The 23,122-nt window shown below is 38.6% G+C and carries 22 protein-coding genes; 18 read left to right on the top strand and 4 right to left on the bottom strand.

Going from position 1 to position 23,122, the window contains the following annotated elements:
- Positions 1 to 5 precede the first annotated feature (5 nt).
- From BQ2683_RS03020 to leuB, 7 genes are all read left to right on the top strand, one after another.
- Positions 6 to 575, top strand: coding sequence for a lytic transglycosylase domain-containing protein (locus tag BQ2683_RS03020; RefSeq protein ID WP_069987289.1), 570 nt, complete (start codon positions 6 to 8; stop codon positions 573 to 575).
- A 5-nt stretch (positions 576 to 580) separates the two neighbouring features.
- On the top strand, positions 581 to 1,984 hold the full coding sequence (locus tag BQ2683_RS03015; protein ID WP_069987288.1) for an aminopeptidase: 1,404 nt from the start codon (positions 581 to 583) through the stop codon (positions 1,982 to 1,984).
- Between the two features lie 66 nt (positions 1,985 to 2,050).
- Positions 2,051 to 2,518, top strand: coding sequence for a GNAT family N-acetyltransferase (locus BQ2683_RS03010; RefSeq protein ID WP_069987287.1), 468 nt, complete (start codon positions 2,051 to 2,053; stop codon positions 2,516 to 2,518).
- Positions 2,515 to 3,264, top strand: a complete 750-nt coding sequence (locus tag BQ2683_RS03005; protein WP_069987286.1) for an SDR family NAD(P)-dependent oxidoreductase — start codon at positions 2,515 to 2,517, stop codon at positions 3,262 to 3,264. The genes BQ2683_RS03010 and BQ2683_RS03005 overlap by 4 nt, the downstream gene beginning before the upstream one ends.
- 147 nt (positions 3,265 to 3,411) lie before the next feature.
- Positions 3,412 to 4,674 carry a 3-isopropylmalate dehydratase large subunit gene (leuC, locus tag BQ2683_RS03000; RefSeq protein WP_069987285.1) on the top strand — a complete coding sequence of 421 codons (1,263 nt, stop codon included), beginning with the start codon at positions 3,412 to 3,414 and terminating at the stop codon, positions 4,672 to 4,674.
- Positions 4,675 to 4,689: 15 nt separating this feature from the next.
- Positions 4,690 to 5,184 carry a 3-isopropylmalate dehydratase small subunit gene (gene leuD / locus BQ2683_RS02995; RefSeq protein WP_069987284.1) on the top strand — a complete coding sequence of 165 codons (495 nt, stop codon included), beginning with the start codon at positions 4,690 to 4,692 and terminating at the stop codon, positions 5,182 to 5,184.
- A gap of 60 nt (positions 5,185 to 5,244) precedes the next feature.
- Complete coding sequence (gene leuB / locus BQ2683_RS02990; protein ID WP_069987283.1) at positions 5,245 to 6,315, top strand: 3-isopropylmalate dehydrogenase; 1,071 nt, start codon at positions 5,245 to 5,247, stop codon at positions 6,313 to 6,315.
- A gap of 365 nt (positions 6,316 to 6,680) precedes the next feature.
- On the opposite strand, the gene BQ2683_RS02985 is transcribed toward leuB, so the two are convergent.
- On the bottom strand, positions 6,681 to 9,983 hold the full coding sequence (locus BQ2683_RS02985; RefSeq protein ID WP_069987282.1) for a glycosyl hydrolase: 3,303 nt from the start codon (positions 9,981 to 9,983) through the stop codon (positions 6,681 to 6,683).
- A gap of 138 nt (positions 9,984 to 10,121) precedes the next feature.
- On the opposite strand from BQ2683_RS02985, the gene BQ2683_RS02980 reads away from it, so the two are divergent.
- A complete protein-coding gene (locus tag BQ2683_RS02980; protein ID WP_069987281.1) occupies positions 10,122 to 11,120 on the top strand; it encodes an AraC family transcriptional regulator in 999 nt (332 codons plus the stop codon).
- A 68-nt stretch (positions 11,121 to 11,188) separates the two neighbouring features.
- Here BQ2683_RS02980 and BQ2683_RS02975 read toward each other — a convergent pair whose 3' ends face one another.
- Complete coding sequence (locus BQ2683_RS02975) at positions 11,189 to 12,169, bottom strand: GH25 family lysozyme (RefSeq protein WP_069987280.1); 981 nt, start codon at positions 12,167 to 12,169, stop codon at positions 11,189 to 11,191.
- A gap of 149 nt (positions 12,170 to 12,318) precedes the next feature.
- Between BQ2683_RS02975 and BQ2683_RS02970 the strand changes: the two genes are divergently transcribed.
- The 3 genes from BQ2683_RS02970 (at position 12,319) to BQ2683_RS02960 (ending at position 14,681) form a co-directional block, all read left to right on the top strand.
- Positions 12,319 to 12,576: an HPr family phosphocarrier protein gene (locus BQ2683_RS02970; RefSeq protein WP_069987279.1), complete on the top strand. Its 258-nt coding sequence runs from the start codon at positions 12,319 to 12,321 to the stop codon at positions 12,574 to 12,576.
- A gap of 220 nt (positions 12,577 to 12,796) precedes the next feature.
- Positions 12,797 to 13,342, top strand: coding sequence for a DUF3783 domain-containing protein (locus BQ2683_RS02965; protein ID WP_069987278.1), 546 nt, complete (start codon positions 12,797 to 12,799; stop codon positions 13,340 to 13,342).
- 82 nt (positions 13,343 to 13,424) lie between these two features.
- Positions 13,425 to 14,681 (top strand): CPBP family intramembrane glutamic endopeptidase, encoded by a 1,257-nt coding sequence (locus BQ2683_RS02960; RefSeq protein ID WP_069987277.1) that lies wholly within the window; start codon positions 13,425 to 13,427, stop codon positions 14,679 to 14,681.
- Positions 14,682 to 15,117: 436 nt separating this feature from the next.
- Here BQ2683_RS02960 and BQ2683_RS02955 read toward each other — a convergent pair whose 3' ends face one another.
- The gene (locus tag BQ2683_RS02955) at positions 15,118 to 15,552 is read right to left on the bottom strand and encodes a metal-dependent transcriptional regulator (RefSeq protein ID WP_069987276.1); all 435 of its coding nucleotides are present in this window, start codon (positions 15,550 to 15,552) and stop codon (positions 15,118 to 15,120) included.
- A 154-nt stretch (positions 15,553 to 15,706) separates the two neighbouring features.
- Between BQ2683_RS02955 and BQ2683_RS02950 the strand changes: the two genes are divergently transcribed.
- From BQ2683_RS02950 to BQ2683_RS02920, 7 genes are all read left to right on the top strand, one after another.
- Positions 15,707 to 15,937, top strand: a complete 231-nt coding sequence (locus tag BQ2683_RS02950) for a FeoA family protein (protein WP_069987275.1) — start codon at positions 15,707 to 15,709, stop codon at positions 15,935 to 15,937.
- 16 nt (positions 15,938 to 15,953) lie between these two features.
- Positions 15,954 to 18,086 (top strand): ferrous iron transport protein B, encoded by a 2,133-nt coding sequence (gene feoB / locus BQ2683_RS02945; protein ID WP_069987274.1) that lies wholly within the window; start codon positions 15,954 to 15,956, stop codon positions 18,084 to 18,086.
- Between the two features lie 129 nt (positions 18,087 to 18,215).
- A complete protein-coding gene (locus tag BQ2683_RS02940) occupies positions 18,216 to 18,935 on the top strand; it encodes a hypothetical protein (RefSeq protein WP_069987273.1) in 720 nt (239 codons plus the stop codon).
- 69 nt (positions 18,936 to 19,004) lie between these two features.
- A complete protein-coding gene (locus BQ2683_RS02935) occupies positions 19,005 to 19,949 on the top strand; it encodes an AEC family transporter (protein WP_069987272.1) in 945 nt (314 codons plus the stop codon).
- A gap of 145 nt (positions 19,950 to 20,094) precedes the next feature.
- A complete protein-coding gene (locus BQ2683_RS02930; protein WP_069987271.1) occupies positions 20,095 to 21,279 on the top strand; it encodes a zinc ribbon domain-containing protein in 1,185 nt (394 codons plus the stop codon).
- A gap of 10 nt (positions 21,280 to 21,289) precedes the next feature.
- A complete protein-coding gene (locus BQ2683_RS02925) occupies positions 21,290 to 22,093 on the top strand; it encodes an aldo/keto reductase (protein WP_069987270.1) in 804 nt (267 codons plus the stop codon).
- A gap of 217 nt (positions 22,094 to 22,310) precedes the next feature.
- Positions 22,311 to 22,841, top strand: a complete 531-nt coding sequence (locus BQ2683_RS02920; protein ID WP_069987269.1) for a hypothetical protein — start codon at positions 22,311 to 22,313, stop codon at positions 22,839 to 22,841.
- 63 nt (positions 22,842 to 22,904) lie between these two features.
- Here the strand turns inward: BQ2683_RS02920 and BQ2683_RS02915 are convergent, their stop codons facing one another.
- The gene (locus BQ2683_RS02915; RefSeq protein ID WP_069987268.1) at positions 22,905 to 23,108 is read right to left on the bottom strand and encodes an alpha/beta-type small acid-soluble spore protein; all 204 of its coding nucleotides are present in this window, start codon (positions 23,106 to 23,108) and stop codon (positions 22,905 to 22,907) included.
- Positions 23,109 to 23,122: the final 14 nt, after the last annotated feature.

Below are 23,122 nucleotides of genomic sequence, written 5' to 3'. Positions count from 1 at the left end.
AATATATGAAACACAGCCGGTTGGTAAAACATCTATTTGGAGTATTGGCTGTGGTATTGGCTGCTATTGTGATACTGGGTTTTGTGTTACATGCAGTTTATACAGTTGCATATCCAAAAAAATATACCGAATATGTAGAAAAATATGCAGAGGAATATCATGTGGACCAAAATCTAGTCTATGCGGTAATCCGCTGTGAAAGTGGTTTTAATCCCAATGCAGTTTCCAATGTAGGGGCAAAAGGATTGATGCAGTTGATGGAGGATACCTTTGATTGGGCACAGAGTAGGATGCCAGATTCGCCAGATGTTACCTATGACCAGGTATTTGACCCAGAAGTTAATATTCAGCATGGCGTTTATGTTCTACATCTGTTACTAGAGGAATTTCAGTCAGAACCAACTGCGATCGCTGCCTATCATGCAGGATGGGGCAGTGTAAAGGAATGGTTGGAATCCCCGGAGCATTCCCCAACGGAATTGAACATTGAGAGTATCCCTTTTGACGATACCAAAACCTATGTTAAACGGGTATTAAAAACAAAATTAATTTATGAAAAAATATATAAGGAGTGAGCATCATGGAACAAGAAAAATCTCAAGCAGAACTGCTAAAAGAACAGTTATTTATGCAGCGCAAAAATGGTGGCCTGATTTTAGATGAAAGCCAGTTAAAACAGGCAGATGATTTTTGTGAGGAATACAAAAACTTTTTAAACCGAGCTAAGACAGAACGGGAAGCAGTGGATTACGCAATCGAAAAAGCGGAACAGAATGGATTTGTCCCATTTGATCCATCCGTTACTTATACGGCCGGACAAAAGGTATACTACAACAACCGCAATAAAAGTATTGTTCTAGCGGTAATGGGGACAGAACCACTGGAAAATGGAGTCCGTTTAATTGCAGCCCATATTGATTCTCCCCGTTTGGATTTAAAACCAAATCCATTGTATGAAGATCATGAGGTGGCTTTGTTCAAAACCCATTATTATGGCGGAATTAAAAAATACCAGTGGACAACAATACCACTATCTTTACACGGCGTTATCTTGAAGCAGGATGGTAGTAAAATTAAGGTGAATATTGGGGAAGACCCAGGAGATCCAGTATTCTGTGTTAGTGATTTATTGCCACATCTGGCAGTAGACCAGATGAAACGTACTTCCCCGGAACTGATTAAAGGGGAAGAACTGAATATCTTGGTTGGCCTTCATCCTTTCCGAGATGATAAGGTAAGCGAGAAGGTAAAACTGAATATCCTGCGTATCTTAAACGAAAAATATGGCATGGTAGAACGGGATTTTATCTCCGCTGAACTGGAAATGGTTCCAGCATTCCATGCGTCCGACGTTGGCTTGGACCGCAGCATGGTAGGGAGCTATGGACAGGATGACAGGGTTTGTGCCTACACTGCGTTAATGGCAACCTTGGATTGCAAAGCACCATCGAAAACAATGGTAACTGTTTTAGCGGATAAAGAAGAAATTGGAAGCGAAGGAAACACTGGTTTGCAGTCCTCTTTCTTTGCGTATTTTATTGCGGATTTGGCAAAACCACATGGGGTAGAAGGAAGGACAGTATTGTCCCATACCCAATGCTTATCCGCTGATGTAAACGCCGGATTTGATCCAACCTTCCCTGATGTAATGGAACAGCGCAACGCTGCTTTTTGCAACCGTGGGGTGGTAATTTCTAAATATACAGGAGCTAGAGGAAAAAGCGGTACCTCGGATGCTTCCGCGGAATTTGTAGATTGTATCAGCCGTTTACTGGACCGTTCTGGCATTGTATGGCAGATTGCGGAATTGGGAAAAGTCGATGGTGGCGGCGGCGGTACCGTTGCAGCTTTCCTTGCCAATTTGAATATGGATGTTGTGGACGTTGGCGTACCAGTACTGTCCATGCACGCACCATTTGAGGTTACTTCAAAACTGGATGTTTATATGACATACCGGACTTTCTATGAATTTTATTGCCAATAAACTGGAGAGCCTGCCCTGTTGCGGGGCAGGTTTTGTTGTAGTTATGATGTAAAAGGAGAGGTAATTATGGCAGAATTGACAATACGCGATTTTAGAAAATCCGATTATCAGGTATTTTCTGAGATGATAAATGATTTTTATAATAAAGGAATTGCCACATTACATGGGATTGACCAGAAAAAAATTGATACCATTTTTAAGATATCCACCAGTATGACCCCATATGCCCGTGCCTTGATGATTGAGCAGGACGGGAAAATCGCAGGATATCTGCATCTTTCATTTACTCACTCCAATGAAGTTGCTGGAATGGTAGTATTGATTGAAGAATTGTATATCCGTCCAGAATATCAAGGAAAAGGGATTGGAAACTTTGTACTGGATTGGTTATTCCAGGAATATCAGGATAAAGTAAAACGGTTCCGCTTGGAGGTTACTAGAGAAAATGATGGAGCAACTCGGTTGTACCGGAAAAAAGGGTTCCAGCCTTTGGAATATGATCAAATGGTGTATGATTTGGAGGAAGAATCATGAAAGCAATTATTACAGGGGCAAGCAATGGGATTGGAAAGGACATGGCAGAGCTCTTAAGCAGTAGGGGATATGAGGTCGTTTTGGTCGCCAGAAGTGAGGATAAGCTAAAACAGCTACAAAACAGCCTTCCTACTCCTGCTGAAGTTGTGGTAGCGGATTTATCTCGTCCAGAATCTTGTTTTGCCTTATACGAACGGTATCAAAATGAACCCATTGATTTATTGGTGAATAATGCGGGATATGGTATTTTTGGGCGTTTTGATGAAACAGAACTATCTGATGAATTAAATATGCTTGACTTGAACATTAAAGCGGTTCACATCCTGACAAAACTATTTGTGAAAAAAATGGAGGAGCAAAACCATGGGTTTATTTTAAACGTGGCTTCTTCCGCTGCATTTTTTGTGGGGCCATTGTTGTCCTCTTATTATGCCAGTAAAGCCTATGTGCTGCGCTTGACCCAGGCTGTACAAGCGGAAGTGGATAAAAGCAATAAAAAAGTACATTTGAGCGTTCTATGTCCTGGCCCGGTAGATACTGGATTTAACCAAAGGGCAGGGGTGCAGTTTGGATTAAAAGGATTGGATAGTAGGGGCGTGGCGGAATATGCCTTGCAACAGATGTTTCAGCGTAAACAGGTAATTATTCCTGGCATCACCATGAAGATTGCAAAATTTGGAAGCCGATTTTTACCTGACCGCTTGATTACTGAAGTAGCTTACCATTTCCAACGTAAAAAACAATAATTTATAAAAATTAATTTATTTAACTTATTGACATGCTGTCATATTTAAGATATAATAAAATCAATAAACAAATAAGGGCAAGGTATTTCTTTTACAAAGAAGTTTCCTGCCCTTATCAATTACAAAAATAGAATGGAGATTGAGCAAATGGGTATGACAATGAGCCAGAAAATTCTGGCAGCACATGCTGGCTTGGATCATGTGGTTCCTGGACAGCTGATTAAAGCAAAACTGGATTTGGTACATGGCAATGATGTTACTACTCCAGTTGCAATCAACGAATTTGAAAAAAACGGTTTTGATACCGTATTTGACCAAAATAAAGTTGCAATGATTATGGATCACTTTACCCCAAATAAAGATATTAAATCCGCTACTATGGTAAAACAATGCCGTGATTTTGCGTTAGATAAAGGGGTTGTACATTATTATGATGTTGGGGATATGGGAATTGAGCACGCCCTGATCCCTGAAAAAGGATTAGTAGTAGCAGGGGATTTAACTATTGGTGCTGATTCTCATACCTGTACTTATGGCGCACTAGGCGCATTTTCCACCGGTGTGGGTTCCACCGATATGGCCGCTGGAATGGCTACCGGGGAAGCTTGGTTTAAAGTGCCTTCCGCAATTCGTTTTAATTTAACGGGAAAACTCAACAAATGGGTGAGCGGGAAAGATGTTATTTTACATATTATTGGAATGATTGGTGTAGATGGCGCACTCTATCAGTCCATGGAATTTGGTGGGGAAGGTCTGCACAGCTTGAGCATGGATGACCGCCTTTGCATGGCAAATATGGCAATTGAAGCGGGTGCGAAAAACGGTATCTTTGAAGTGGATGATATTACAGAAGCTTATCTGAAAGAACATTCCACCAAATCCTATACGGTATACGCTCCTGATCCAGATGCGGAGTATACCAAAGTATACGATATCAACCTCTCTGAAATTAAATCCACTGTCGCTTTTCCACATTTGCCAGAGAACACAAAAACCATTGATGAAGTTGGCGATGTAAAGATTGACCAGGTTGTAATTGGTTCTTGTACCAATGGACGTTTGTCCGATATTGCGGCAGCTGCTAAAATTATGGAGGGCAAACACATCGCGAAAAATGTACGTGCCATTATTATTCCAGCAACCCAAAAGATCTATCTGGAAGCAATGAAATTGGGATATTTAGAAATTTTCATTAACGCTGGATGCAGCGTATCCACACCAACCTGTGGCCCTTGCCTTGGTGGACATATGGGTATTTTGGCAGCAGGTGAACGTGCTGTTGCGACAACAAACCGCAACTTTGTTGGGCGTATGGGGCACATTGAAAGTGAAGTTTATCTAGCAAGCCCAGAAGTAGCAGCAGCGAGTGCGATTACCGGAAAAATCAGTTCTCCGGAAGAAATTATGTAAGGAGGAAACCTAACAATGAAAGCACATGGTTTGGTACATCAGTATGGGGATAATGTGGATACCGATGTTATTATCCCAGCAAGATATTTAAATATTATGGACCGCAAAGAATTGGCTTCCCACTGTATGGAAGATATTGACGCGGATTTTGTAAAGAAAGTGAAACCAGGGGATATTATGGTGGCACACAGCAATTTCGGCTGTGGTTCTTCCCGTGAGCACGCCCCACTGGTCATCAAAGAAAGTGGCATTTCGGTGGTTATTGCTTCTACTTTTGCGCGTATTTTCTACCGCAACGCAATCAATATTGGCTTGCCAATTATGGAATGTCCAGAGGCTGCTGAAAAAATTCAGGATGGCGATGAAGTGGAAGTGGATTTTGATACAGGTGTTATCACCAACCTGACCAAAAATGAAACTTATCAGGCGCAACCATTCCCAGAGTTTATTAAAGAAATTATTAATGCCAACGGGCTGTTAAATTCGATTAAACAGAAACAAGGAAAATAAAATGAATGTAACCACAGGCATTTACCTGTGGTTACTGTCAGATAAAGGAGTTTTTGAACCATGGAAAAAAAGATTGCTGTTATTAAGGGGGATGGCATTGGTCCTGAAATTGTGGATCAGGCGCTCCGTGTATTGAACAAAATTGCCGAAAAATACGGCCATACTTTCCATTATACTGATGTCTTAATGGGCGGTGTATCCATTGATGCTACTGGCGTGCCTTTAACAGACGAAGCTTTGGAAACCGCAAAACAAAGTGATGCAGTATTACTGGGTGCTGTTGGAGGACCAAAATGGGATAACCAGCCAGCCAATTTACGTCCGGAAAAAGGCTTGCTGGCAATCAGAAAAGGGTTAAATCTGTTTGCAAACCTTCGTCCAGCTGTATTGTATGAGGAGCTAAATGCAGCGTGTCCATTGCGGGAAGATATCATTGGCGATGGATTTGACATGATGATTATGCGTGAATTAACTGGCGGCTTGTACTTTGGGGAACGCAAAACCATTGAGGAAAATGGGGTGCAAAAGGCCATTGATACCTTAACTTATGATGAAAATGAAATTAGAAGGATTGCCATCAAAGGGTTTGACATTGCCCGGAAACGCCGCAATAAAGTGACCAGCGTGGATAAAGCCAATGTACTGGATTCTTCCCGTTTATGGAGAAAAGTGGTACATGAAGTTGCAAAAGACTATCCAGATGTAGAATTAGAGGATATGTTGGTGGATAACTGCGCAATGCAATTGGTACGTGACCCAAAACAATTTGACGTTATTTTGACAGAAAATATGTTTGGGGATATTTTGTCTGATGAAGCAAGTATGGTTACTGGTTCCATTGGCATGTTGGCTTCCGCCAGCTTAAACGAAACAAAGTTTGGTATGTATGAACCAAGCCATGGTTCCGCACCGGATATTGCGGGACAGAATAAAGCCAACCCAATTGCGACCATTCTTTCTGCTTCGATGATGCTGCGTTATTCTTTTGATATGGATAAAGAAGCCGATGATGTTGATCAGGCTATTAAGAAAGTACTACAAAAGGGATATCGTACAGGTGATATCATGAGTGAAGGCAATACTTTAGTAACCTGTTCCGAAATGGGTGACGCTATTTTACAAGAGTTATAATAGAATTTTTTAAGAATATTGAAAGTAAAAATTTTAGAATAGCGTTAGTATGTCATCAGAATAATGATGACATACTAATTTTATAGTTTGTGCCTATAGTTTAAATACAGATTTGTATAGCAAGTGCTGAATTGGAAGCTTTTGTTTTAACATGACATTGTATCTTATTGATTACTTTTCGTTCCGAAAAATTATAGTTTCCCCTTATCAAGATTAATGCTTTGGATAAAAGCACCATATAATCTATCTTGATTGTTGGCGAAAATGGAAGCGAGCTTATTGAATCATAGAAAAACCACCAGTTTTTTAAGACTGGTGGTTTTTTGATAGGTTAAATGTTGTACCTTTTACCGTACAACTTAAAATTAATGTTTTTTCCGTTTTGCAATAACCAGAGCAGTAGCGCCAGCAGCCCCTAATGCAACGATCAATGCTGGGAATGCCATATCCCCTGTGGTTGGAGTGGAAGTAGATGGGGTAGAAGGATTGGAAGGAGTTTCTGATGGAGTTTCAGAAGGAGTGGATGGATTGGAAGGTTCGCTTGGGGTTGGTTGTTCTGGTTCAGGAATTTCTAGGGTAGTTTGTACATATGGAGTAACTGTTACATTACCGATGATACCAAATTCCTGGGTGCGTTCTGTTTTAATGTTTGCCAGGTTGGAGGTAACCTCTACCGTAATGTTGTTTGTACCTTTTACCAGATATTTTCCAATATCAACAGTATTGGAAAGCTGGTTGACTGGTACTTCAGTACCGTTTACCTTTAATTTCATGGTATCAGATACTCTGGTAAAGGAAATCATAGCGCCTTGCCCTTGTTCCCAGCCGTTTTCTAGCTCAAAGGAAGTATTGTAGGTAGCAACGCCTGCTACATCCTCTAAACCTTCAATTTCGTTCCAAGGTACTAATTCATCCAATTCATATGGGCCTAAATTTTCTTTTTTGGTTTCCAAAGCAGTATCACCAGCAGACCAGGATTCCAAATTCATTGTCCAGTGGTTCAAAGTAATAGGTTGTTGAGCAGCATTTATTTCAACGGTACTAGAGGTGCCATTGCTGAAGTCAAATGTGTAGTTTCCTTGTTTGGATGTTCTAGCAACAAGAGTACCATCTTGGTATCCCACAGAATCAGCATTGGTTTTGGTAATATGGTTTCCATTTGCGGAAGCGCCAGTCCAAGTATCTTTTGCCAGAGCAATAAGCATGTTCTCATTTGCTTTTAAGTCAACAGAGATTGTAGTTTTGCCATCTTCCTGCGTATATTCTGCGATTTGGGTGATTTCACCGGACCATGGATCCAAGAGGTAAGGAGTGCCTTCTCCCTGTAAAGAAATAGTTTGGGAAATTTCTTCATTCAAATCAGAATTATAGAGATAATAATAATCAGCATCTGCATCGGTACGATGGAAGTTTAATAAGGCGGAATCATTATCTTTCTGTACATCAGACGATATCCCTAGTTCAGATAATGCAGCAGGGACATTATCTTTTGTAGCAACAATTTTTGTTGTTGACAGTGCTTCAATTTCAGCCATAATTTCAGCAAGTTTAGCGTTTTCATCATTCATTGCTTCATCAGAGCCACAGAAGGAGCCCACTTTGCTTGGAGCTTCTCCAACAATAACAATTGGCAAGCCAGCTTTTGCGTAACTCAAGATTTTTTCTGCTGTAGCAACTGGCATGCTGGATGCAGTAAGCCCATCTTTTTCTTGACCTTCTGTTACCAAATATCGTTGGTCTAATACCAGCGCCTTATAAGAAGGACCATCAGCAGCCAGAACTGTTTTTCCGTTTACAGTAGATGTAACGGCGTTATCTAAATCCAATAAAGCTGGTGCAGCAAAATCATAGGTATATCCGGCTTTTTCAAGTTCGTTTAAAGCCCAGTCAAACCCTTCGCTGCGTTCGTAATTTGATTTACGGTAAATAGCCAAATCAATATCAGCTTGACCTTTTTGCATCACATATTGGGTGCGTGCCAAATAATCTGTCATTTGGTCAATATGGTTCCACATTGGTGTTTTGTCATCCCATTCATTTGGGAATCCAGCCATGGACATAAAGGAATCTCCAGGCCATTGCTGCATAAGAGAGGACTTATATGAAAATCCGTGCATAACAATACGGTTAACACCAGTTGCAAGTTCACGGTTATAATGATACAGTAAACCTGCATCTTCATTGATCACATCTGCACCTGCCAGATTGTCGTCTCCGCCTGGATAAACGTAGTTTGTACCATCGGTTGGCCAATAATATCCGTTTTCATCTAGTTCTTTGTCGGAACGGTGAGAGCCCGTCCAAGTTTGTGCCCAACCTAGATTTTTAACAGCAGAGGACTCTGTGGAGTAGATATTGCTGCCGGTCATATGTACTACACCACTTTGGGTACGGTACATATCTTTATTATCAAAATGTCCCCAGGATTCAGTTTCTACAATATCACTTGCCAGGGAAGCTTCCGTTACTTCCATACAGTTCCCATATACTTGATAGCGAAGTTTCATGTTATGAGTATTTGCCCAATCACGAATGACAGCAACGTGGTTTTCGGTAAATAATTCTGTTAATGTCTGGTAAAAATCTTCTCTAATTTGGGTGCCCTGTGTACCAAAATTAAAATCGGAAGCTGCATCAGCGCCTTTGGTATGGGAATAGTAAGGATAAAATCCTTCCATAAAGATTGCTGGAAGATATGGGGTTAAATCATAACCACGACGCATTTTAAATTCTTCTAACAGATTTGCCGTCCAAAATGCGGACTGGTCTTTAGTAGCTTGCCCTAATTCTAGGGAATCACAGAAGATATTGCCGCCATTTTGTTCATATAACCCTTTTAAGTCGCCAGCCATTACAGTGTTTTCCCAATAATCTAGAACAGCTTGGGTAGCGTCTTTGCTAAAATGGTCGATTACAGGGTCAGAAGAACCCCAGCTAGAAGCAGTAGAAATTGCTTGACGGTATAAATAAAAAATTGTCCAATTTCCTTCTTCCGGAGCAGTCCAGTTTAAACTGGCATTGGAAACATCTGTATTATCGGACATTCCGGTAATAGATGATGTAATATCAATAGCACTATTAGGGTCATAAATACCATCTACCTGCTTGGCAGCAGTAACAGCGACCAGTTCATAAGGACGTTCTGTTTCAAATTGCTCATCTGGAAATGGAATTTGATCTGCTGTATATGCCATATTTCCAGTAGTAGCAATAAAATCTACATTTTTATAGAATAATCCTTGTTCTGTCCGAATATCATTTTTGTCAGTAATTGCTGGGGTTTTTATTGGCCAACCTTGCCCGATTGTAAAATCTAACTGAATTCCACAGTCTAAAGCTTCTTCTAATGCCCATTGCATACATTGATTCCAACCTTCTGAACCAAATGACGCAACTGTAGACAGTGCTACTAGTTCAATTCCTCCAAAGCCGGCTTCAGCCATTTGGCGGATTTCTCGTTTCGTTTCCTGTTCAGTCATTGCACCTGGCATAACCCACCAACGGATAAATGGTTTTGCAGTGCCAGATGGATCCTTAAATTCTGTAGCAAACGTAGGATTTCCACTTTCAGCAGCAGAAACACTGGGAATTGCTGCTGTAACCGAAACAGCTGCAATTAAACCAGCTAAACCAGCTGCGGATATTTTTTTTAATACTTTTTGCTTCATAGTTTCTTTTTCCTTTCATTTATAGTATGATATATAGTATAAAAAGAAAAGAGAAGTGATTCTACGCTATTTTTGGTAAAATAACTGGTAAAAAAACGTTCTTTTTGGTAAAATATAAAATAAGTGTGGTGATTTTTTGTGAATCTTGATATGTACATTCAAAAAGAAATACAACGTACCCAACAATATAATAGTAAAAACTCATTGAAAACGTGGATTCATAATCAGGTAAGTCAGTCTGGATTTTATGTAGTTCCCATTGAAGGAATGTTAAAAGAAGGGGAAACGATTTCTGTGTTGATACATAGTCAGGATGAAGTTCCTCCAAAACAACTTCCTTATTTCCATAATCATACCTATTTTGAGTTAATTTATGTCTACCATGGAACCTGTATCAACCGTTTTCAAGATCATGAAATAGAACTTCACCAAGGGGATATTCTATTATTAAATCCTAATGTACTACATGCACCGTATATCATGGAACCTACTGATTGTGTCTTTAATGTAATGTTAAGCAAAAAGCTGTTTGAGACCTCGATGATGTCACTGCTTTCGGACAATAAATTTTTAAGCGAATTCTTTTTCAATTATTTATATCAGATGAATCAGACAAGAGATTATATTTATTTTCCAACCCACCATAATCCTTCGATTGATGAAACAGTAACTGGAATTATTTATGAGTATATCAATAAACAACCGTTTTATATTAAAATTATGGAATCAGGATTATCCATGTTATTTGGGCTGCTCACCCGCCAATATGCTTTTGACCACCATATTGAGGAGCACATCCGTTCAAAAACAGCGGTACTTCCAGATATGATCGCTTATATCAATGAACATTGTAAAGATATTACATTAAATGAATTAGAACAGCAGTTTTCTTATTCTTCCAGTTATATATCTAAATTATTAAAAAAACATACTGGTCAGAGTTTTTCTGATTTGGTGTGTAAATTTCGATTGGATCATGCTTGTGAGTTACTACAAAACACAAATTTGAGTATGTCAGAATTATCGGAATTGGTAGGTTTTAGCGACAGCCATTATTTCAATAAAGTATTTAAAAAACGGTTTGGCATTGCGCCTTCCCAATATCGGAAAGGAATGCAAGGACAAAATGAAAATTGAAATGGGTGATTTTTCTACTAAGTAATCGTAATGAAAGAGGACTCTGAATTTTTCAGAGTCCTTTTTCATTAAACTTTCAATTGTTGCCCTGGATAAATTAAATTTGGATTAGAGATTCCATTAATTTGTGCCAGATGTTGATAGGTGGTTCCAAATTGTGCCGCAATCCCACTTAAAGTATCTCCTGATTTTACGGTATAAATAGTTTGGTTAGTATTGTTTTGATTAACACTGCGAATGTCTCCATCGTTTACCCAGCACTTACCGTTGTCAATTAAATAAGGGTTACGGGCAGTCGGAATAATACGGGTAATTGTACCACTGCCATTGACATAGATGGCTTCCGAAATTGGATCCGTAGAAGCGCGATAACAACTGGAATAAGTGACAAAATCCCCAATTTTATATTTGGTTTGTGGCAGGGTTTCCGTATAAAATCCATTTAATTTTAATTCCCGAATAATCGAAGGAAAATCTTTATAACATTCATTCATATCCACATCGCCAGTAATTCCAGGGACAGAACCTTGGCTGGTATACTGCCATATATCAAATGGTTCTGGATAACTTGGGGAAGAAGCATACTGTGCCAGCCAGATAGTGAACCGTTTGATACGATTATAATCCAGTTTGTTTACTAACCAGTTCTTATTGGAGTATATCCCTACATAATATCCGGCTCGTTCCACTTTTTCGCAAAATGCCACGGTAATATCCGTTAATAATTCTCTGCTTAAAGATGCCTGGCTTTCATCTTCAATATCAAAATAAACAGGGTATTCAAATTGTTTGTTTTGGATCCATTCTAAAAATACGTCGGCTTCTTTTTCCGCATCGGCTACAGAAGTCGCATAACTGTAAAGATAACTTCCAACAGGAATTCCAGCAATTTTTGCATTGGAATAGTTTTCCTCAAATTTGGGATCTTTTTGGTTGAGCTCCTTCCCATACCCAGCGCGGATAATCGCAAATTGGATTCCAGCGGATTTCACCTGATTGAAATCAATTGTTCCTTGCCATTTGGAAACATCAATTCCGTTTAATTGCATGGATCATCCTCCTTATCATTTCAAAAAATGGAAAAATAATTTTCCCCCTTCATTATATGCTGGAATCGGATTTAAATTGAAACAAAACGCATGATTTTTTATTTTCCGAAAATACTAATTTTAAAATGAATGAAAGGAGAGTTGTTTTTATGCAGCAATTTCGTTATAAAATTCAGGACCCTGTAGGAATCCACGCGCGTCCAGCTGGCTTGTTGGCAAAACAGGCAGTCCAATACCAATCGGATGTCACGATTTCTGTTGATGGAAAATGTGGGGATGTAAAACGCATCTTTTCCTTAATGGGGGTTGCGGCTAAACATGGGGATACCGTCACAATTGAAGTGAAAGGTACGGACGAAGAAAAAGCGGCTAAAGAATTGGAAACGTTTTTTAAAGATAATCTTTAAAAATAGCAATAGCCTGTTGGAGATGTTCCAACAGGTTTTTTTGTCTGTATCATATAGTTTAATAAATTAAAAAATTATAGAATTAGTTATTTTAAATCCTGTTCCTATAGAATTGATTTGTGTACTATCAACATAGTATTGCAGTAAATTTTGTATAGAAATTGATTGGATTTTATCGTGCAGATTTGATATACTGTAAAAGAAAGGTTGTGACTATATTATGAAATCAAAATTAATCAAACAAAATATGTTCGTATTACTCTATCAAATAGATTCCTCTCAAGCAGATGCAATGATTCAGGAATTAGAAAACCTTAGTATAAAGTACCAGTTGGTTTCTGCAAATGACTTAAACCAGTCTGTTGGATATTTAGCGGGAATTCCAGGGTTTCAGCCAGCAGAAGGTTCCTATGAAGGAGAAGTACTGGACACCCCTTTGATGATTTTTTGCGGGATGCAAATGAAAGAAATGCATCCTATTTTACAGACTTTAAAGAAAAAAGAAGTTGGCCAGGAATATCGTAAAGTAATGTTGACTCCAAATAACCAGTTTTGGAGCTTGGAAGCATTGATTCATGAAATTACCAGGGAACATAATTATTTTCAAAAAATGGAACAGTTGAGTCGGCTGTTGCGAAAGGTTCAGGAAACTGGGGATGTTAACGCCAAGCAGGTAGCGGAACAGTATGTTCCATTATTACAAGCAAAACAACCAAACCATGAACAAATGGATAGGGCGATTGATATTCTTACAAAATTAGTATAATTGTTTACGAAATATATCTTGTAATTTTTTATCATTCGTACTATGCTCTTTAGTAAGAATTTATATAAATGAGGTGAATGATTTGGACTTTAATCCACAAACTCCAATGGGCCATCATCCCTCGGATGACCAACAATTATCAAATCAACAAACAACTATCCCAATAAATCAGCAGAATAAAATTCCGCAAGGAACCCCTCCTAATCAAAACCAACAAGTTTTTTCAGGGTATCCTCCTTATGGAAACCAGTATCAAGCACCACAACAGGGGTATCCTTATCCAGGACAGCAGGTGCCACCACCATATTATGGGCAGCCCATACCAGCTCCGCCAAAACCTAGTAATCCTCAAAAGGTGTTTTTGAAAAAAGTGGCAAACCGTGTCGGATTAGGTTGCTTAATTTGTGTAGCAGGGTATGCTTTATTTTCTTATTTGTTTTTATTTTTGGCTCCACTTATTACATTACTCGTTACAGGGCAAACCCAATTAATTGATCAAATGGGATTATTTCGGGCAATCTTATATATCTACCAGAGTTCAACAGAATTACAATGGGCAATGCAATTGTTCGTATCTGTGTTTGGATGTGGCGTTGCTATTTTGTCCTTACGAAAGATGCTGAACATTAAAATAAAAAGCTTTTTCCATAAGCCGGAACATGGCCTGCGGTATATTGCGCAGGGTTCTATTGTACAATTAGGTATAAGTATGGCGGCAAGCATGGCGCTGACTATCCTTACTTCACTCTGTTTAGGGCTGATGGGAGATGTGGGAGGGAGTATTTCTTCTCCAGATTTTAGTTTAAGGGAATTAAATCCTATTACGGTTACCCTGTATTTACTTTCTTTATTAGTCGTGGCTCCAATATTTGAAGAGATTTTGTTCCGAGGCTTTGTGCTGCGCGCTTTACAACGGTATGGTAATATCTTTGCGATAGCAGTATCTTCTATTTGTTTTGGATTATACCATGGAAATTTATCGCAGTTTGTACCAACTGCAATTGGAGCTTGTATTATGGGATATATTGCAGTAAAATCCAATTCTTTAATTCCAGGAATGGTGATCCATCTCATTAATAATTTGATTTCCACAGTACAGGTATTGGCTATTGATTATCTACCAGATACATGGTCTACTGCTATCAATGTTTCCCTTAACCTATTGATTTTTGGTGGCGCTATTTTAATTTTAATCCTTAACGCAAAACGGATTAGCCTCAAAAATAATAATATGAGTAATTTATCCAATGGAGAATGTGTTGCAGCCACCATTGCCACACCAGGAATGATCCTCTTTTTAGTGTATTCTTTGTGGCAGATTATTACATACTTCTTTTAATTGAAACAGATTGGTGGAAGAGTTGATTGAAAACGGATGGATACTTTTTCATCATTTCCTAATAGAGCATGAATTAGCTCAACAATCGCAAATTTCTTATGGAAGCCTTCGAATTAGGAGGCTTCTTTTTTTATAAAAAGTATACTGTATCTATCATAAAACACCAATCTTTTTCATATCAAGTCAATTGGTATTTTTACTCCACATCCATTTCGTACAATCAGAGATGGATAATAATTTGAAAAAAGAATTTGATAGGATGGAAAAGTATGCTATACTGTGGCGTTTTCAAAAATATAAAACAATAAAAATAAGGTGAGTTTTTAAAAATAGGGCTAAATGATGTAAGCACTCATACATAATATTTTTAATTCGGTTCAAGGTGAATGGAAAAAATAGAATAGAGGAATTTGTACAAATTGGAATATGTTGAGGATTATCGATGATAATCAGGGTCTTGTTCCATTTTTTTTACTAACAGTTTTAAGTTGTTTAAGGTATCTGGATGAATAAAATGTTCGATTTTTTCTACCTGTTCCAATTGGTCCTGATTTTTATTTAACAAACAAAAAAATTCATAAAGTAATTGATGGCGTTGAAGTAGTTCAGCGCCTTTTTTCCTGCCCTGTTCCGTCAATTGTACAATTCCATATGGTTCAAACTCAACCATTCCAGCTAGTTTGAGGTGGCCAGCCATCTTAGAGGCAGAAGAGGGACGTACATTTAATTTTTCCGCTAATGTATGAATCCTTATTGGTTGGTTTTTTTCGGAACACCGGCAGATCATTTCTAAATAATCTTCCATAGAGGCGGTCAGCCCTTCTGGTTCCTGACGCTGATATCCTGCGAGGGTATAAAAATCACTGGGCATTTTGTTCTCCTTTGGTTGTCACTAAATAAAATTTATAGAATATGATAGTGGTAGGAAACAAAGTTTCCTTTGGGTACAGAATAATACATTTGAAATAGATTTTGCTGGCATTGTACTACTGTTGATACCAGCATATGATAGGGAGGCACAGATCATGTCTGTTACAACATTAAATCAATTAAAAGAGGGGCAAACAGCTACCATTTCTGGATTATTGGCAAAAGGTTCGATGAGAAGACGACTACAGGATATTGGTTTGATTGAAGGGGCTAAGGTAGAATGTTTGCAAAAGAGCCCATTTGGCGATCCGGTGGCGTATTTGATTTGTGGGGCAGCGATTGCGTTGCGAACTGAAGATTCCGACCATGTTATGATTAAAAGCTAAAGAAAGAGGTGGGATTATGGGGTTGACGGCAAATTCAACTGGCTCAGGAGCCATTGATACGGGTCTGCATATCCAGCGAGGTTCTGTCCAAGATAGAGTGATTGGGTTAGCTGGTAATCCAAATGTAGGGAAAAGTACAGTGTTTAATGCCCTTACAGGGTTAAATCAACACACTGGCAACTGGCCAGGGAAAACTGTCACCAATGCCCAAGGAAATTATCAACGGGAAGGCAGGAACTATATTTTAGTTGACCTGCCGGGTACTTATTCTTTGTTAGCGCATTCTGCGGAGGAAGAAGTTGCTAGGGACTTTATCTGTTTTGGCGATGCGGATGCCACTGTAGTAGTATGTGACGCGACTTGCTTAGAAAGAAACTTAAATTTGGTTTTGCAAACAATCGAAATCACACCAAATGTAGTAGTATGTGTTAATTTGCTGGATGAAGCAGAGAAAAAGGGGATTCAACTGGATTTAAAAGAACTGTCAAACCGTCTTGGCGTCCCCGTTGTTGGTACCAGCGCAAGGAAAGGGAAAGGACTGGAACAACTGACACAAACTATAGAAACCTGTGTAATGAACCAGCCAAAACCAATGAAAGTGGTTTATACAACCCCGATCGAACAGGCAGTAGCAAAACTGGAACCTGTGGTTTCTCCCCTTACACAGGGAAAAATCAATGCCAGATGGTTATCTTTAAAACTGTTGGAACAAGATGAAATATTGATTCAAACAGCGTCAGAATATTTACAGATCGATTTACAGAAAGAATTAGAACTGCCATTACGGGAAGTATGGGAACAACTGAAATTGGAACACATAGGCTCTGAAAAGCTGAGGGATGACATGGTATCCTGTTTGGTAACCGCAGCGGGATTGGTTTCGTCCGGTGTAGTTCACTCACAACAAACAGTAAAAACCAGAAGAGACCGAAAAATAGACCGCATTTTAACCAACCGTTGGACGGGAATTCCCCTTATGATTTTACTGCTATTGGGGATTTTCTGGATTACTATTACAGGAGCAAATTATCCATCGCAGTTACTTTCCACAGGATTGTTCTGGATACAAGACCGGCTAACTGATTTTTTTATGTGGATTGGTGCTCCAGATTGGCTACATGGTATTTTAGTTTTAGGTGTTTACCGTGTACTGGCATGGGTTGTTTCGGTTATGCTCCCACCAATGGCGATTTTTTTCCCGTTATTTACTTTGTTAGAAGATTTAGGATATCTGCCACGTGTCGCCTTTAATTTAGACCATTTCTTCAAAAAAGCATGTACCTGTGGCAAGCAGGCCTTAACAATGTGTATGGGATTTGGGTGTAACGCAGCGGGGATTGTGGGATGTCGTATTATTGATTCCCCAAGAGAACGGCTGATTGCTATGATTACCAATTCTTTTGTTCCGTGCAATGGACGGTTCCCTATTTTAATTTCGATAATCACTATGTTTTTTGTTGGCTCCCAGTTTCAATCATTTACCGCCACATTACTGTTAACTGGAATGATTGTTTTAGGCATTGCCATGACATTTTGGGTATCCCGTTTGTTATCTAAAACAATTTTAAAAGGGATTCCATCTTCTTTTACCCTAGAATTGCCTCCTTACCGTCGTCCTCAGATTGGTAAAGTAATTGTTAGGTCTTTATTAGACCGTACTATTTTCGTGTTAGGAAGGGCGGTAGCAGTAGCTGCTCCAGCAGGAGCTATCCTATGGATTATGGCAAATGTTACGGTTGGAGATGCTACTCTATTAGCACATTGTTCTAATTTTTTAGACCCATTTGGACACCTGCTTGGTATGGATGGCACCATTCTGTTGGCGTTTATTCTTGGATGGCCAGCTAACGAGATTGTGGTTCCCATTATTATTATGGCATATATGTGCAGCAACAGCATCATGGAGTTTGAAAGCCTGTTGGAGCTAAAAACTTTATTGGTTGACCATGGTTGGACCTGGTTAACCGCTATCTGTACCATGTTATTCTGTTTGATGCACTGGCCTTGTTCCACCACCTGTTTTACCATTAAAAAAGAAAGTAAAAGTTGGAAATGGACTATCATTTCTTTTCTTACCCCTACTTTAATTGGGATGGCTTGTTGCTTTGTAGTGGCAAATATATCGCGTATTTTTGTTCCAGGAATCTAAAGAAATGGTGGATAAAAATAAAATGATTGTACAAAATATCTGATTTATGATATAATATACACCAGTTAACATAAGATAGACAAATATGAGTTGTATCATAAATTTGAAATAAATTAGAAGGAGAAAAAAATGGGTTTTGAATTGTGGACTTTTAAAAAAATTACAGATTATTGGGACAATACAAAAGAAAATAGTATTTATCATTTCTCTCAGATAATCGGAAATTATTCAGAACAGCAAAAAGAGGCTACTTATCGTGAAATTAGCCAGCTACTTCGGGATTATACTAAATTAATTGATGATTTTCAGTTGGCACGTCTCGCATTTTACATTTTAGATGAAATCTATATATCTGTGAACCATATGCCAGAATACAATGAAAAAGTAGTAGAATACCTGCAAAAAACGGCTGGAACCATCTTTGAGCAGATGGAAGAACGCAATATTGCAGTACATTATTTGTGTAACAATAAATTTCATTCTTACCATTTACCGATGTTTGTGTTTAAGCATTGTTTTATGCCGGCAAGGGTCCGCTATATCTGTGCTCATGAGGTGGCAAAAACCTTAATGAGAAAAGATGGATTACAAAATCATGAGATGGAAGCCCATTTGGAAGAATATCTACCAAAAGCGCGGCCACTAGTCGAGGAAATGATTGAAATCTGCCACAATGAGAATGTAAGTTATGTTTATCTAGAAATTGGTGGTGTAGAGCAAGATTTTATGCGTTCTATGTCATTTGTACACGCTCCGGGGACAATGACAGTCGTGCGCAGTTTAGCGCCTGAAGTGGGTAGTAAATGTCAACTATGGTGGGCTCCAATGGAAGCGGAGGCAAATAAATGAGGAAGCTGGTAAAACCGCTTGCCCTATGGAGGGAAAGCGGTTTTTTTGCGGCTGAGAGAGGGAAGTCTTTTGGATAATTTACTTTATAGTTTAAACGCATCTATACCTGTTTTTATTGTTATCGTAGCGGGATGGTTTTTCCGTCAAAAAGGAATGTTAACAGAACAGTTTGTTACGGTAGCAAATAAATTTAATTTTAAGGTAACCTTGCCTATTTTACTGTTTATGGATATTTCCTCCATGAATTTACGGGAAGTATTCCATTGGCAATTTGTATTGTTTTGTATGGTAGCAACCACAATTTGTTTTTTTGTTACTTGGATTTTCGCAAAAAGGTTTTTATCCTCAGAAATGGTAGGAAGTTTTGTGCAAGGGTCTTTCCGTGGGAGTGCCGCTGTATTGGGGGTCGCTTTTATGACCAATATTTACGGCGATGCTGGACTGGCTCCTTTAATGATTATTGGATGCGTGCCATTGTATAATATTTATTCTGTGATTGTGCTAACCATAGAATCGAATGAGGACAAGCCAAAACAGGGTCAGATCAAAACCGCATTGGTGAATATCTGTAAGAACCCTTTGATTATTGGGATTTTGTTAGGGGTTATTGTTGCGTTGTTACCATTCCAACTGCCGGATATGGTGAATAAAACGTTATCCAGTTTTTCGGATATGGCAACACCTTTGGCGCTAATCGCAATTGGTGCTGCGTTTGAAGGAAAAAAAGCATTGGCGAAGATACGCCCTACTTTGGTGGCAAGCCTTATTAAATTAGTTGTCCAGCCACTGGTCTTTTTGTCCATAGCGGTTTGGCTTGGTTTTCGGAACCAGGAATTAATTGCGTTTTTGATTATGTTGGGGGCACCTTCTACAGCAAGTTCTTATATTATGGCAAAAAATATGGGGAATGATGATGTTTTGTCAGCGAGTATTATCGTTGTTACTACACTATTATCCGCGATTACGATTACAGGATGGCTGTTTCTTTTAAAAAGCTTATCCCTTATCGCATAACTTTGTGGAATAGTAATAAAGAACCTAAGTATATTTTGAGGAAAAAATAGTTTTTTTCCAGAAACCTTGTCCAAAACCTTGTTTTTTATTATAATTGGGAAGGAACTTTCTCAAATATAAAATTGATTATAAGGAGAACACAACCATGGAATCTAAAATTTGTCCAAAATGCGGGAAACAGCTTTCCGAGGATGCGATATTGTGCACAAGCTGTGGCTATGTTTTGGCGGAACGGGAAGATAAAACAGAAATGATAAAAACGGACCCTAAACAATTGGAAAAAGAGGATGTTTTTTTGGAACAACAAACACAAGAGAACAATTGGAAAGAAGAAAAACCAAAAAAGAAAAAACGGATTCCACTATGGCCTTTTTTCTTAATTTTTGTTGCGGCTATTTTATTGGTAGCGGTCAATTTATTTATGGCAGATGCAGAAGGAAATACTTGGTTGAAATCCATGTGGTATGAAATCACTGGGCAAAAATCCTCTGCCACTGTCAACACAAACGATGTTGCGGAAATGCAGCTGGATGTATATGATTACTATGGTAAACCTATCTCAAACCTGACTGATAAAATAGGACAGCCATTAAAAATGAGTGAAAAACTGGATGCGGAAACAGGCCAGGTAACAGAATATGATTTTGGCCTATTTATTGCCGAGGTGGACCAATCTGATATAATTCAGCGGATTACAATTTATTTTTATGCTTTAAATGACCCTTCTGTGATTCGGCTTTACCATATTAATGGAACACACAATTATCGTGATCTTGTCAATATTAATGGAAATCCTTTTTTGGGAAATGAAAACACCACTGAAGTATACTATTATCCTGCTGATAAGGTAGCAGTGGAATATGAAATGGAAAATGGAGTGCCAGCAGTGGCCTCCGTTTATACGGATGAGACCAACGGACAGGATTTACAGCAGCCTACCGATGAAACCACAGTAGAAAAAGTTGAAGTGACTGATTGGCTTGGACGCTACAATGCGGCAATTGAAGCGTTTATCGGAGCGCAGGGCATTGAAATGGAAGATGAAGATGGAGGCCATAGTTACACCTATTCTTATGGGCTTACCGTAAAAACAAATGCGGATAAATTAATTAGCCGTATTGAGGTAGACTTTACCAAATTAGAGAACAAAGATATGTTCCTGTTTAATGGCTTAGATGGAAATAATAATAAACAGACCGTCATGAACGCAACACGGGATTATGCTACATTAGAAGGGGACAGTTTGATTCTTACCAAAAACAATATACGGTATACTTATACATTTGATGAAGAAAACCAATTGATAAAAGCAGTAGCGGAAACAATTTAAGGAGAATAATATGGAACAATTTAAATTATCCAATGGCATCTCCATTCCCAAGATAGGCTTGGGTGTGTGGCAATCAGGGGAACAAACAGAACAGGCCGTCTCTTGGGCATTACAAGAAGGATATCGACATATTGATACCGCTAGTTTTTATCAAAACGAGCGGCAAGTGGGCATGGCAATCCAATCCAGTGGCATTCCAAGAAATCAAATTTTTATTACTACTAAATTGTGGGTGGACGATATTCAATTAGTTCGTTTAGATTCCGCTTTACAGGATAGTATGGAACGGTTAGGCGTGGATTATTTGGACTTGTACCTGATTCATTGGCCTATGGGAAATTATATTGATTGCTGGAAAAGGTTAGAGGAATATTATCATATGGGAAAATTAAAGGCGATCGGAGTTAGCAATTTTGAACCAAAGCATCTGGAAAAACTATTATCTGTTGCGGAAGTTATGCCTATGGTGAACCAGATAGAGATTCATCCCTATTTTATTCCAACCGAAACGATTACCTTCTGCCAAAAGGAAAATATCGCATTGGAAGCTTGGGGACCATTGGGAAAAGGAACTGATATCAACGACCCTGTTATGATACGGTTGGCGGAAAAATATCACAAAACGCCAGCGCAAATTATTTTACGTTGGCATTATCAAAATGGGGTTATTACTATCCCTAAAACAGTACACAGACAGAGGATGGCTGAAAACCTCTCTATTTTCGATTTTGCCTTGGACCAACAGGACATGGAATTGATACAACAATTAAACACAGGGGTATCCAATCGAAAAAAACCAGATGGATACCAATAAATTGAACAGAAAAAAGGAAAGCTGATGCTATTTTTCGATGATAGCATCAGTTTTTTATAGTCTGTTCTTTAAAATGCCAACGCTATGAAATGGCTATATTTGGACGTTTATTTTTAGTAACACCCTATTGTTTCGATTGCATTTGGAAATTTTGTATATTTATGGAAATTATGAGTATACTATATGTTGATTTTAAAGATATAAAAGGGGAATGCAGATGAACCAGGTTGTTCTACTTACAGGAAAACAAGATCACGATTTTTTTCAATGGTTGTTCCATCAATTAAAACAAAGGTTTTCCTTTTATTATTATGGAAATGGAATGTTACAGCAAATCGGAAATAATCCAGCGTTTTGTATATACCATACCGAACAATTGCGTTCAGTAGTTTCTCAAAACAGTCTTTTGGTAGTGGCAAATCATGGGGATTTATCCAAATTGGAACAGCTAGAAACTTCTGTTTTGATACATTCAGAAAATACACGTCAGTTAAAGGCGGTATCCTGTTTTCAAATTCCTACTATTACCTGTGGAATGTCCCAAAAAGATTTTTTCACTTTTTCCAGCGTTGGTGTTGAAAAATCTGTGGTATCATTACAGCGCGAGTTAAATTTGTTAGGGAATGAAATTGAGCCAATGGAAATACCTGTTTACCATTCCAGCCAAGTAGAGCAGTATGGAGTTTTGTGTTATGCCGCAATTGTATTAGGGATTTATGGCCCACAGGATAGGATGGAGCTATCTTAGTTATCTTTTTCGGTACAAAAAGGGCGGTTCCAATTTGGAACCGCCCTAGAAGGAGGTTGAAAGTTATTTCATAGAGTTTTCGTAAGCTTCGATCATTTTTTTAACCATTTGTCCGCCGATAGAACCAGCTTCTCTAGAGGTTAAGTCACCGTTATAACCCTGTTTTAAGTTAACGCCTACCTGAGAAGCAGCTTCCATTTTAAATTTTTCCATTGCAGCTTTTGCTTCTGGAACCATAATCTTATTGTTATTATTGTTACTAGCCATAATTGTTTAAACTC

This window comes from Massilioclostridium coli (assembly GCF_900095865.1).
Classification (GTDB): Bacteria; Bacillota; Clostridia; order Oscillospirales; family Ruminococcaceae; genus Massilioclostridium; species Massilioclostridium facile.
The sequence above is the reverse complement of the archived record's forward strand: the minus strand, read 5'-3'. Positions and strand labels throughout refer to the sequence as shown.